Annotated in this window: 13 protein-coding genes and 1 pseudogene; 6 read left to right on the forward strand and 8 right to left on the reverse strand. The window is 60.3% G+C overall.

Annotated features, from left to right (window positions below):
• Position 1: 1 nt before the first annotated feature.
• The 4 genes and pseudogenes from RHE_RS09520 (at position 2) to RHE_RS09535 (ending at position 1,870) form a co-directional block, all read left to right on the forward strand.
• A complete protein-coding gene (locus RHE_RS09520) occupies positions 2–505 on the forward strand; it encodes a GNAT family N-acetyltransferase (RefSeq protein WP_011425150.1) in 504 nt (167 codons plus the stop codon).
• Positions 506–556: 51 nt separating this feature from the next.
• A pseudogene (locus tag RHE_RS09525) lies at positions 557–814 on the forward strand (GNAT family N-acetyltransferase); the annotation flags it as partial.
• 102 nt (positions 815–916) lie between these two features.
• A complete protein-coding gene (locus RHE_RS09530) occupies positions 917–1,315 on the forward strand; it encodes an NADH:ubiquinone oxidoreductase subunit NDUFA12 (RefSeq protein WP_011425152.1) in 399 nt (132 codons plus the stop codon).
• Positions 1,316–1,429: 114 nt separating this feature from the next.
• Entirely contained in the window at positions 1,430–1,870 is a 441-nt protein-coding gene (locus RHE_RS09535; protein WP_011425153.1) for a DUF2155 domain-containing protein, read from the forward strand.
• Between the two features lie 138 nt (positions 1,871–2,008).
• On the opposite strand, the gene RHE_RS09540 is transcribed toward RHE_RS09535, so the two are convergent.
• The 6 genes from RHE_RS09540 to RHE_RS09565 form a co-directional block, all read right to left on the reverse strand.
• Entirely contained in the window at positions 2,009–2,935 is a 927-nt protein-coding gene (locus RHE_RS09540) for a DUF2167 domain-containing protein (protein ID WP_042118328.1), read from the reverse strand.
• 75 nt (positions 2,936–3,010) lie between these two features.
• Positions 3,011–3,625, reverse strand: a complete 615-nt coding sequence (gene aat / locus RHE_RS09545; RefSeq protein WP_011425155.1) for a leucyl/phenylalanyl-tRNA--protein transferase — start codon at positions 3,623–3,625, stop codon at positions 3,011–3,013.
• Between the two features lie 7 nt (positions 3,626–3,632).
• A complete protein-coding gene (gene accC / locus RHE_RS09550; RefSeq protein ID WP_011425156.1) occupies positions 3,633–4,982 on the reverse strand; it encodes an acetyl-CoA carboxylase biotin carboxylase subunit in 1,350 nt (449 codons plus the stop codon).
• A gap of 10 nt (positions 4,983–4,992) precedes the next feature.
• On the reverse strand, positions 4,993–5,469 hold the full coding sequence (gene accB / locus RHE_RS09555) for an acetyl-CoA carboxylase biotin carboxyl carrier protein (RefSeq protein ID WP_011425157.1): 477 nt from the start codon (positions 5,467–5,469) through the stop codon (positions 4,993–4,995).
• A 20-nt stretch (positions 5,470–5,489) separates the two neighbouring features.
• On the reverse strand, positions 5,490–5,927 hold the full coding sequence (gene aroQ, locus RHE_RS09560) for a type II 3-dehydroquinate dehydratase (RefSeq protein ID WP_011425158.1): 438 nt from the start codon (positions 5,925–5,927) through the stop codon (positions 5,490–5,492).
• A gap of 160 nt (positions 5,928–6,087) precedes the next feature.
• A complete protein-coding gene (locus RHE_RS09565; RefSeq protein ID WP_042118333.1) occupies positions 6,088–6,846 on the reverse strand; it encodes a DsbA family protein in 759 nt (252 codons plus the stop codon).
• Between the two features lie 204 nt (positions 6,847–7,050).
• On the opposite strand from RHE_RS09565, the gene RHE_RS09570 reads away from it, so the two are divergent.
• Positions 7,051–8,208 (forward strand): pyridoxal phosphate-dependent aminotransferase, encoded by a 1,158-nt coding sequence (locus tag RHE_RS09570; RefSeq protein ID WP_011425160.1) that lies wholly within the window; start codon positions 7,051–7,053, stop codon positions 8,206–8,208.
• Positions 8,209–8,250: 42 nt separating this feature from the next.
• Here RHE_RS09570 and RHE_RS09575 read toward each other — a convergent pair whose 3' ends face one another.
• The gene (locus RHE_RS09575; protein WP_011425161.1) at positions 8,251–9,564 is read right to left on the reverse strand and encodes a DUF2778 domain-containing protein; all 1,314 of its coding nucleotides are present in this window, start codon (positions 9,562–9,564) and stop codon (positions 8,251–8,253) included.
• A gap of 208 nt (positions 9,565–9,772) precedes the next feature.
• A complete protein-coding gene (phaC, locus tag RHE_RS09580) occupies positions 9,773–11,641 on the reverse strand; it encodes a class I poly(R)-hydroxyalkanoic acid synthase (RefSeq protein WP_011425162.1) in 1,869 nt (622 codons plus the stop codon).
• Positions 11,642–11,787: 146 nt separating this feature from the next.
• Here phaC and RHE_RS09585 point away from each other — a divergent pair, with 146 nt between their 5' ends.
• Positions 11,788–12,201: a hypothetical protein gene (locus RHE_RS09585; RefSeq protein WP_011425163.1), complete on the forward strand. Its 414-nt coding sequence runs from the start codon at positions 11,788–11,790 to the stop codon at positions 12,199–12,201.
• The last annotated feature ends 87 nt before the right edge of the window (positions 12,202–12,288 follow it).

Consider the following 12,288-nt stretch of genomic DNA (forward strand, 5'->3'; position numbering starts at 1 on the left):
CGTGTATTTCGTCCGCACCGCCGGAGAGCGTGACCTCGAAAAGGTGCGCGTTCTTCTGGTGGAGAGCTTTCACGCCACCTATGACGACCTCCACGGCAAAACAAAGGTGGATGATCTGATCGCCCATCTCTTTACGCCGGCAGCGCTGAAGGCGCGGCTGGTACGCAGGGATGCCGAGTTCCTCGTCGCCGATAATGGCCGCAACATCGGCGGCATGGGTTATGCAGCGTTGTCGCAGGCGCTGACGAAGACGGTCATGCTGCATCTCCTCTACGTCGACCCGTCACTGCAGCGCCAGGGCATCGGCCGCGATATCTTCGCCGAGCTCGAAACCTGCTTTCCGGATGCTGAGATCATGCGTCTGGAAGTCGAACCGCAGAATGCGGCGGCGATCGCCTTCTATCAGGCGCATGGTTTCACCGAAGTCGGCCGCAACGAGAACAGCGCGCCCGGACAATCCGGCATTCCCTCGCTGATTTTCGAAAAAACGCTGGAAGGGCATTGACCTCCTGACGGCCGAATTGTCGGACATTCTCATTCGCGAAGCGCGCAGGCATTCCAGGCGACGCTCACGATCTCGCTGACCGGCCGCGGTTCTTCGACAATGGTCATCGCGGCGGCGCAGACGCGGGCTGAAATGCGCGGGCAGGGGGTTGGCACTGGAATGATCGAATTCGCCATATCAGAGGCAAAAGGCCGGGGCGTGCGGCTGGTACAGCTGACCTCGAATGCCATACGCAAGGACGCCCATCGTTTATATGAAAGGCTTGGCTTCAAGCCGTCGCATCTCGGCTTCAAGATGGCCGTGAAATGACCCTGGCCTCTCGCGGAATCGCTGGACAATTCGGCTTGGCGACGGCATAAGCGAGGAGCTAAATTCTGGTTTGGCCCGCACTGGCGGGCACAAGGAAAAGACATGCGGAATCTTCTGGTTCAAATCTTCACCTGGTGGAACAGTCAGACGATAGGCACGCGTTTTGCGACCTGGCGTTTTGGAAAGCGCGTCGGCGAGGATGAATTCGGCAACGTCTATTATGAAGGCGGCATGTCTTCCTACGGCCTGCCGAAGCGCTGGGTGATCTACAAAGGCTATGCCGAAGCCTCCGCCATTCCGCCGGGCTGGCATGGTTGGATGCATCATCGCACCGATGTTCCGCCATCCAAGGAAAACTACGTCGCCAAGGAATGGCAGAAGGCGCATCGTCCGAACCTCACTGGATCGCCGCAGGCTTACCGTCCGCCGGGCTCGCTCGCGGTTCCCGGCGAGCGGCCGCGTGTCACCGGCGATTACGACGCCTGGACGCCCGGCAATTGAGACGGCCCGACCGGGCGATCGCAAGCCCGGCTTTTGGCCACAATTGACCTTTACCCGCAGGTTGGCCGCGCTAGACCGCGGCCGTGAACCGAAAATGTCTGGAGACGGGTGCATATGAAGCTCTTCACGCGGAACATGGTCCTGCGTGGCGCCGGATCGCTGCTGGCGCTCGCGGCTCTGCTTCCACCGGTTGCGGCGCATGCCGCACGCATCGACAATCCGGTTGCCGTCTTCTCCGGCCTCGACAAGATCACCGGCCGCATCACCACCTTCGACGTCTATGTCAATGAGACGGTACAGTTTGGCGCCCTGCAGGTGACGCCGAAGGCCTGCTATTCGCGCGACCAGGCGGAAGCGCAGAAGATCGACGGTTTCGTCGAGGTCGACGAAATTACCCTCGACCGCAAGATCCGCCGCATCTTTACCGGCTGGATGTTCGCCGACAGCCCCGGCCTGAACGCCGTCGAGCACCCGATCTACGACGTCTGGCTGAAGGACTGCAAGGCGACCTCGGATGTGCCGGCCCCCGATAGCGCCAAGGCGCCAACCCGCTGACAGGTTTCGCCCAGCGGCAGCATCAACGACGATATGAATGCAATAAGGATTTGAAGCCGGCGTCTTGAGCCGGTGCTGTTACGCGCTTTGCAGCCGCGCGTTCCCTCGGGACGGGAACGCTGCAAGACTTTAATGAATCTACGCGGTCGGCGTCTTATTCCTCGTGAAAAGCCCCTTAGCAAAGCGAAGCGCCCCACCCAGCACGATAACGACGAGAACGCCTGCCTTTTTGAAGAAGGCAAGGGCAAGCGCCAGAAGCCCTACCTTTGCGGCAATCTTGGCGCCGGCGCCTGCTGCGATCATTCCTGCCATGCCGTAGGCCGCGATTTTGTCGCCGTCAACGTAGTCGGTGTAGGCCATCCCTTTGTCGAACTCCACGAGCTTCGTGACCGTGGGAATGGCCTCCTCGATCTCCTTCAACTGGCTCAGTACGGCAATGAAGTCGAATTCAAAGACACCTTCCCGACCGAACACGCGCACTGAATAATTCAGCGTGTGCTCGGCTTTCATATCGTTGCCGAATATCAGATCGCGCGCCCAGTGCATCGCATGCGCCGGCTTGTCATAGCGCGGCGCTGAAGCCCAGCCGACAAGGGTGATTTTTGGGAAACCTTGCTTTTCGCGCTCGGGATTTCTTTCCCTGATCGACTCCTTGATACTTTGCAACAGCTCGTCGTAATTCGTCGTGGCGGCATCGCTATCGGAGACATAGCCATCCGCGCTGTATTCCACGATTGATCCCCAGGATTCCGGGTCGGTCGGCGCATATTTCGCCGGGAAGATCATCCCCAGCCTTCCCTCAGCCGCCGTCGGCGGATTTCCCCAAATATCGACAAGCACCGTCTTCGTGTCGGCAGGGTTCAGATAGTAAAAGCCCTGCGGCAGGTTCAATGTCGCCTTCGCTTCGGGCAGCTTGATCGCACCTTCCTGAAAATCGAGCTTTTGCAGAAGTGGTTTTTCTGCGTCCGAAAAATTTCTGCCGGGGAACATCTCTCGATAAGGGCGTGCCTCGGCGTGACTTGTGAGCAAGGCGAAAAAAATCGCGGCCCCAAAATGTCGTTTCAAAATTCTATCCCCCGTTGTGTTCGCGAACCTACTCAAATCGGCTGGAAAATCAACGCAGGGCTGAAGCGATTCCGCTTAAAACTTCAGGTGGGGCGATTCCATCGCTACGGCAAGCAGCAGGGCATATTCAGCCTTCGGAACGTCGATCGCGCCGAACGTCTTCAGGTGCTCGGTGGTGAACTGCGTGTCGAGTAGAGTGAAGCCCTTCTCCCTGAGGCGCTCGACCAGATGCACGAGGCAAATCTTGGAAGCGTCGGTCCGGCGTGAGAACATGCTTTCACCGAAAAAGGCGGAGCCGAGAGAGACGCCGTAAAGGCCGCCGACAAGTTCATCGCCGTCCCAGGCTTCGACGGTGTGGGCATGACCGATCTCGAAGAGTGTCGCGTAAAGCGATCTGATCGTCTGGTTGATCCAGGTGCTCGGGCGGCCCGATGTCTCTTCTGCGCAAGCAGCGATAACTTGTTCGAAATCGTGATCGAAACGGATTTCGAAAGGTCTCCTGCGCACCCTCTTGGCGAGGCTTTTCGAGATGTGGAAATTATCGAGCGGCAGGACGCCGCGCAGTTCCGGTTCGACCCAGAAGATCTCCGGGTCGTCGGCGGACTCGGCCATCGGAAAGAGGCCGATGGAATAGGCGCGCAGGAGGATGTCAGGGGTTATGCCTGGTGACTTCCTGCGCGGTCCTGCCATTCCTGTCCTATGCCGCCGGCGTGTTGGCGAGGTGGTGTTCCAGCCAATGGATGTCGTAGTCGCCGTTGGCGATATCCTGATTGGAGACGAGTTCTTGGAATAGTGGCAGCGTCGTCTTGATGCCGTCCACGACGAATTCATCGAGCGCCCGGCGCAGTCGCATCATGCACTCGACACGGGTGCGGCCATGCACGATCAGCTTGCCGATTAGGCTGTCATAATAGGGCGGGATCTTGTAGCCCTGATACGCGCCGGAGTCGATGCGCACGCCCAGGCCGCCTGGGGCATGGAAATGCGTGATCGTGCCGGGCGAGGGCACGAAGGTGCGCGCATCCTCGGCATTGATGCGGCATTCGATGGCATGGCCGGAAAAATGCACTTCGTCCTGCGTCACCGACAGACCGCCGCCCGAGGCGACGCGGATCTGCTCGTGTACGAGGTCGATGCCGGTGATCGCTTCCGTGATCGGGTGTTCCACCTGCAGGCGGGTGTTCATTTCGATGAAATAGAACTCGCCATTCTCATAGAGGAATTCGATCGTGCCGGCGCCGCGATATTTGAGCTTCTTCATGGCGTCGGCGCAGATCTGGCCGATCTTCATGCGTTGCTCGACGTTGAGTGCAGGCGAATTTGCTTCTTCCCAGACCTTCTGGTGGCGGCGCTGCAGCGAGCAGTCGCGTTCGCCGAGATGAATGGCATTGCCTTCACCGTCACCGAACACCTGGATTTCGATGTGGCGCGGCTTGCCGAGATATTTTTCCATGTAGACGGCATCGTTGCCGAAGGCGGCTGCCGCCTCCGTGCGCGCCGTCGACCACGCCTCGATCAGATCGGCCTCGCTCTTGGCAACCTTCATACCGCGCCCGCCGCCGCCGGCCGTTGCCTTGATCAGCACGGGATAGCCGATTTCGGCGGCCGTCCGCAGCGCATCCTCTTCGGTCTTCACTTCGCCGTCCGAGCCGGGAACGACGGGAATGCCGAGTTCCAGCGCCGTCGTCTTGGCGGTGATCTTGTCGCCCATGATACGGATATGATCCGCCGTCGGCCCGATAAAGGTGATGCCGTGGGCTTCCAGGATATCGGCAAACTTGGCGTTCTCCGACAGAAAACCATAGCCGGGGTGCACGGCATCGGCGCCGGTGATCTCGCATGCGGCGACGATCTGGTGGATGTTGAGATAGCTCTCGCGCGAGGAGGGCGGACCGATGCAGACACTTTCATCGGCAAGGCGCACATGCATGGCATCGGCGTCGGCGGTGGAATGCACCACGACGCAGGCGATGCCGAGCTCCTTGCAGGCCCGAAGCACGCGAAGGGCGATTTCCCCGCGATTGGCGATGAGGATTTTCGAAATCATGGGCTTGGGCCTATTCGATGACGACGAGGGCTTGGCCGTATTCGACGGGATGTCCGTCGTCGACGAGGATCTCGGTCACCTTGCCTGCCTTCGGTGAAGGAATCTGGTTCATCGTCTTCATCGCTTCGATGATGATGAGCGTCTGGCCTTCCTTGACGGTGGCGCCGATTTCGATGAACGGACGTGCGCCCGGAGCCGGTGCCATATAGACGGTGCCGACCATCGGCGCATTAACGACATTCGCCGGGTTGCGGCCGGGTGCTGCGGCGGGCGCGGCAGCGGCGGCTGCCGGAGTGGCGGCTGCTGCCGGAGCGGCAAAGGCCGGTGCAGCGATCGGCGCCTGGACGTATTGCGGCGTGCCGCCGCGCGAAACGCGGATGCGCAAGTCGTCCTGCTCTACCTCGATCTCCGTCAGATCCGTCTCGTTGAGGATGTTGGCGAGATCGCGGATCAGTGCCTGATCGATACCCGATTTCTTTTCAGCCATGGTGTTGCCCTGTCTTCTTCTTATGCCGTGATGTTCTTCAGCGCATGCAGCGCCAGGATGTAGCTGTGAGCCCCGAAGCCGCAAATCACGCCCTTGCATGCCGGCGCGATGATCGACTTGTGGCGGAATTCTTCCCGTGCATGGACGTTGGACATGTGGAGCTCGACGACGGGAATGGAAATAGCGCGGATCGCGTCGTGCAGCGCGAGTGACGTATGCGTGTAGGCGGCTGCATTGATGGCGACGCCGGCGGCCTTTTCGTCGGCCTCGTGGAGCCAGTCCACAAGCGTGCCTTCGTGGTTGCTCTGACGGAAGTCGATATCAAAGCCGAGTTCGCGCCCCTCTACCTTGCAGTCTGCCTCGACGTCCTTGAGCGTCTTGCTCCCATAAATCCCGGGCTCTCGTTTGCCCAGCATGTTCAGGTTTGGCCCGTTCAGGACAAAAATCGTTTGCGTCATCGAATGTTCCGTAAATGCACGACGGCAACCTATAGACTCCGCGAGGGCTGAATGAAAGCCCTTACGGGTTGGCCGACAGGAATCGCGCCACATTTGTCCACATGGCTGAAACGCTTCGATTTTGGCGATTTGATGAGCGGCCGGTCGGCTGCCCGCTTCCTTAGCAGACGGTCTTGCCGCAGCTGCGCATGTTCTTGACCTTGGCTTCGAGATCGTCGAGCCCGACGGCGCCCGGGACCAGCTCGTTGCCGATCACATAAGAGGGCGTGCCGCTGATGCCGAGGCTGGAGGCCAGCTGATAGGTCGCCTGAACGATCCCATCGTTCGGGCTCTTGGCCATCTCGGCACGAACCTTGTCTTCGCTGACGCCGAGAGAGGCTGCGACGGCGATCGCACTGTCTTCCGAGGCGCGGCCTTCGCTGCTGAGAAGGGCCACATGGAAATCGGCATATTTCGCAGGCGCCAGCCTGCGGAAGGCGTCGGCCACTTTGTGGGCGGCAACCGAATCCGGCCCGAGGATCGGGAATTCCTTGAGCACGAAGCGGACGTTCGTGTCCTTCTTCAGCATCGCCTGCATGTCGGGAAGCGCGTGGCGGCAGTAGGTGCAATTATAATCGAAGAATTCGACGACGGTCACGTCGCCCTTGGGATTGCCGAGCGTGACGTCATCTTTTGAATTGAAGATGTTCGCGGTGTTCTCCTCGATCGCCATATTGGCCTTCACCAGCCGCGCGGCTTCCTGCTTCTTCTGCAGCGCCTCCTGGACGTCGAGCATGATCTCCGGATTTTCGATCAGATATTGCTTGATGAATTCGCCGAACTCCTTCTTCTGCTGATCGTCGAGCGCTGCCGCCGGTAACGGGAGCGCGATCGAAGCGGCAAGCGCCAGTGCGGTGAAGCTTTTCGGGAAGAAGGCCATGATATCCTCGTCATCGGCGATATGGTCTTGGTCGAGAAAACCTTCGCCGGGTTATGGACTCGAACGCGTCGCGTCAAGGTACGGGGTGTCGAGTTCTGTTCAAACAGGAATTTTCATCCCTGCGCTGCCCTCGCGGGATTGTGATGACCCGATTAATGCGGCAATTGTCTGGCCAATATCGAAGAAGCCGAGCGAGAAGCGATCTTGTTTTCCATATCGAAACGCAGCGAAGTCGAGCCTTTTCATGCCATGGACGTGTTGGCGGAGGCGACGAAGCGGCGGGCAGCCGGCCACGCCGTCATCTCGATGGCGGTCGGCCAGCCCTCGCATCCCGCGCCTCGAGCTGCGCTCGAAGCGGCACGCGCCGCCCTTGTCGAAGGCCGGATCGGTTATACGGATGCGCTGGGGACGGCGCGGCTGAAATCCGCGCTTGCCTGGCACTACAGGGACCGTCACGGCCTGGATATCGATCCCAAGCGCATCGCAATAACCACAGGTTCGTCTGCAGGGTTCAATCTTGCCTTTCTGTCGCTTTTCGATGCCGGCGATGCCGTGGCGATCGCAAGACCGGGTTATCCCGCTTATCGCAACATTTTGGGCGCGCTGGGGCTGGAGGCTCTCGAAGTGCCGGTGACGGCCGAGACCCACTTCACCCTGACACCTGAGAGCCTCGAGGCGGCGCAGCAGCAAAGCGGCGTCAGGCTCAAGGGCGTGCTGCTTGCGAGCCCCGCCAATCCGACCGGCACTGTGACCGGCCGTGACGGGTTGAAGGCGCTTGCGGATTACTGCGCGGCCCAATCCATCGCCTTGATCTCCGATGAGATCTATCATGGGCTGACCTTCGCGGGGGAGGAGGCGAGCGCGCTTGAGCTGACCGACGAGGCGATCGTCGTCAACTCCTTCTCCAAATATTACTGCATGACCGGCTGGCGAATCGGCTGGATGGTGCTGCCCGAGCGCCTGGTGCGGCCGATCGAGCGGGTGGCGCAGAGCCTCTATATCTCGCCGCCCGAGCTCTCCCAGATCGCAGCGGTGGCCGCGCTTGGCGCAAGCGAAGAGCTCGATCATGTCAAGGCGAGCTATGCGGCAAATCGCGCACTGCTGCTCGACCGCCTGCCCAAGATCGGCCTTGCGCCCGCTTCGCCGATGGACGGCGCCTTCTACGCCTATGTCGATGTCTCGCGCTTCACCAATGACAGCATGGGTTTTGCCAAACGCATGCTCGCAGAAATCAACGTCGCGGCGACGCCGGGCCTGGATTTCGATCCGCTGGAGGGACATCGAACCTTGCGTCTCTCTTATGCGGGTTCGCAAGGAGAGATCGCTGAGGCGTTGGAGCGGATAGCAGTTTGGCTGAGGTAGGGCTGCGGGGGCAGGCAGTTGCTTGCCCACCTGCTCCTTAAATTAGCTACGCGGCGAAAACAGCGAGGCCAGCGTCGAGGCGGGCTTGTTGTTCATCCGCGGCACCACCACGAGCTGCTTGATCTCGCCGCGTTTGTAGGCGGCCAGGAAGCGCTTGTAATCCTTGAAGGAAACGCAGCCGTTGGAATCGCCGTTCTTGCCGAGCATGTAGGTGTGGGCAAGCAGGCCGACACGGTCATAGATGGCATCCGAGCCTTCCACCGGTGTCAAGCGCAGCGCTTCGACACCGTGAAAGAGGGCCTCGCGCATCGTGAGGACATAGGTATGCGGCGGCGTTGGTCCGCGCATCTTCTTGTTCGCATAGCGCGGGTTGTCGCGCATCTTTCCGAGACCGGAATGAGCCTCCAGCCGTTCGCCATTCGGCAGGTAGACAGTGCTGTTTTCGATATCATAGATCGCGATACCCGCCCGCAGTTTCGGCGAGAAGACCGGCTTGTCGTAGCGTGGCACGGCATCGTCCTCATCGTCCTCGATCGGCGAGTTTGGCTGGGCATAGGCCAGGACAGGCCCGGCAGAGCGCTGCGCCCCTTTGACGGCCGGCGCCGGTTTGCCGATGAGTCCATCCGGACGCGCCATCGGCAACGGCACGGAACCTGCATCGGGCGACAGGACGAGAGCGAAGGGTTGATCCTCTGCCGCTGCGACCTCCACCGGTGCGGCGGTCCTCACAGGAGAGGCGACCGGCTCGATCGGGGCGGGCGCGATCTGCCGGGGGTCGGCATCGGCCAGCGCGAGCATCGCCTGGAGTTGGGCCGCGGCGACGGCCTCCTTTGACGGAACGATGATCCGGTTGCCGTCGTCTTCAATCTCTGCCGAGGCGAGTTCGACCGGCGGCGGCGCGATCGCATCATCCTTGCGGAACTTGGCGCTATCGGAAATCGCGGCGACGACAGGTTGCTCGGCGGCCATGACGAGCCGATTGTTCTTCGCAAGAGCCGCCAATGCCGTTGCGGCAGCGGCAGTCTTTTCGGCGTGAGACTGGATGAGACTTGCGGTCAGCGGCATCTTCGGCTTCGCGTCGAAGGCGGTCAGCCGGTCACCCTTGCCGACATGGATCAACCTCTCAAGGCGAGTTGACGGCGTCACCTTCGGGGCGGCCCCGATCTGTGCCAGGCTATCGGCTGGAGAGAGGGGCCCGGCCACCGAATGCATCGTTGCCAAGGTCGCGATCAGCCATGTTGAGGTTAAAAGCCCGGCGCCGACGACACCGTAAAGAAAACCACGAGATCTGCGCGAACGCAAAGCAGATCCGCTAAGAGGGGCGACGTTATCCAACGTCCCTACCGCAAACGCCATACTACACTCGTCTTTCAAACTCGCTACGCAGGCCGGCGGCACTGACTGACTAAAACTTCGCCGGGGCCGGTAAAGGCGCAAAGGGGCCGAATTTAGACCGGTTGCGACTTCCGACTGTTTCGCGAGGATGACGAATTATGGTTTCTAATTTGTTTACGCGATATCGCTGTTTCTTAGGATGTCTCAAAAAGAGATGCCTGCCGGCGTCTCAGGTGCGTTCCATCACATAACTTCCCGGTGCTTCTTCGATCGCGTTCAGCGCATCGCCGCCGGGCTTGCGCGCTGCAACGCGTCTGCCGTCATGCGTCTCTATCCAGGCTTGCCAATGTGGCCACCATGATCCGGGCGTCTCGCTCGCCTGCTCGAGCCAGGTCTCGTATTCGCCCTTGGCCGGGCCGCCCGTCCAGAATTGATATTTCCTCTTGTCGGGCGGGTTGACGACGCCGGCGATATGTCCCGAGCCGGTGACAACAAATTCCACCTTGCCGCCGAAGAACCGGCTGCCGAGGAAAACCGACTTGGCGGGGGCGATGTGATCCTCGCGCGTGGCGAGATTATAGATCGGGATCTTCACGTCTTTCAGAGATATGCGCTTGCCGTCGAGAATCATCTCGTTCTGCGTCAGCGCGTTGCGAAGATAGCAATTGCGAAGGTAGAAGGCATGGTTTGCCGCCGCCATGCGGGTCGAATCGGCGTTCCAGAACAATAGGTCGAAGGGCAGGGGCTCCTGGCCCTTGAGGTAGCTGTTGACGAAATAAGGCCAGATCAGCTCGGACGCACGCAGCATGTTGAAAGCCATCGACATCTTCGAACCGTCGAGATAGCCGGCCGCCTGCATATGCTCTTCGAGCGCGGCCAGTTGCTCCTCGTCGACGAAGACCTTGAGGTCGCCCGCATGGGTGAAATCGACCTGAGTGGTGAAGAGCGTGGCGGTCTTGATCCGCTTGTTCTTCTCCTTTGCGTGCAGCGCCAGCGTTGCCGCGAGCAACGTGCCGCCGACACAGTAGCCGACGGCGTTGACCTCCTTCTCCCCGGTCGCCTTTTCGATCGTCTCCAGCGCGAAATCGATGCCCTCTCGGGCATAGGCGGCCCAGTCCTTCTCGGCGTGGCGCCCATCCGGGTTGACCCAGGAAATGACGAAGACCGTCTGCCCCTGGTCGACGCACCATTTGATGAAGGATTTCTGCGGGTTGAGGTCGAGAATGTAGAACTTGTTGATCCAGGGCGGGCAGATCAGCAATGGCCGTTTCAGCACCGTCTCGGTCGAGGCTTCGTACTGGATGATCTGGCAGATATCGTTCTGGGCGATCACCTTGCCCGGCGTCAACGCCATGTCGCGCCCGACGGCGAATTTCGTCATGTCGGTCTGGCGAAGGCGAAGCTCGCCCTTTCCGGCAGCAATGTCCTCGGCGAGCATTTTCATGCCGCGCACCAGGTTTTCGCCGTTGCTCGCGATGGTCTCGCGATAAAGCTGTGGGTTGGTAGCGATGAAGTTGCTCGGCGAAAGGGCTGCCGTGATCTGCTTCACGTAGAATCCCGCCTTGTGCTTGGTGTGCTCGTCGAGGCCGTCGGTCTCCGACACCAGCTTGTCCACCCAGTCACTCGTGACGAAATAGACCTGGCGGAGGAAATCGAAGAACGGATTTTTCTGCCAATCCTCATCCGAAAAGCGCTTGTCCTTGCGGGTGTCGGGCTCGGGCGGCAGGGGCTCGCCCTGCATCCCACGCGTGCCCTGCATGCGCTGCATCGAGCGCATCCAGATGCCGAAGAAGGACGACATCAGCTGAGTCTGCGCCTCGAAGGTGCGGCGGGGATCGGAAATCCAGTATTCGCTGATCTTGGAAAGCGTCTTGACCATGTCGGTCATCGGATCGATGGCCGTTTCGGTGATCTCGCCGCGTTCGCGCGGCGCAAGCCAGGCCGAGGCGGCCTGGCCGAGATTTTCGAGCGCCCGGGCGAAATTCATCGCCATGGTCTCGGGATCCTTCAACAGATAGGGTTTGAGATCGGTCGCGTCGAAACCGGTCTTGTCGCCATTTTTCTGGCCGCCACTCTCCTGCTTGCTGTCGGTCACCATTTCCTCCGGCGGCAGCACTCTTTTTATCCGTTTGTTGTACATCGTGACCGAACGAGAAAACAAGTTCCAGCCGCATCGGCTCGTGCTATTGCTTTGTGGCTGCGACAAATTTAACAGTCGAAGCAATCAGAACTGGATTTTGAGGCATGATCAAGAACGGCATTCGGCCCATCGCAACCTTCAACCGCACCGCATTGATCTGCGCCGCGGCGGCGATGGCCCTTGCCGGATGCAATCTGACGGCGGAGGAAAAAGCCGCAGCCGCCGCCAAGCGAGCGGCGCCGACCGCCGTCGTCATGCCGGCAACCAAGGGCGAGGCGGTGGAGGGTGGTCTGATGAAGTCGCCAGACGGCTATCCGAATTTCGGCGCGCCGCTGACGGCCGCCAATGTCCAGATGAGCGACGAGCAGGCGGCCGAACTGCAGCATCAGCTGACAGCACTTGCTGCCCGCCGCAAGGCCGGCACGATCTCGGAAGCCGAATATCAGGCCAAGGTCACCGAAATGCGCCGCCTCGCCGCCGAGCATGGTCCGCAAACGCTCTCCGAAATCTCCAAATAAGCCTTGCCTTTCAGGCAATTTGGACGCAAAGCCTTCGGCAAGGATCGGAAGATGCGATTTTCCCGATAATGCGTGATTGTGCGGCCT

Origin of the sequence: Rhizobium etli CFN 42 (assembly GCF_000092045.1) — a bacterium.
GTDB classification, from domain to species: Bacteria; Pseudomonadota; Alphaproteobacteria; order Rhizobiales; family Rhizobiaceae; genus Rhizobium; species Rhizobium etli.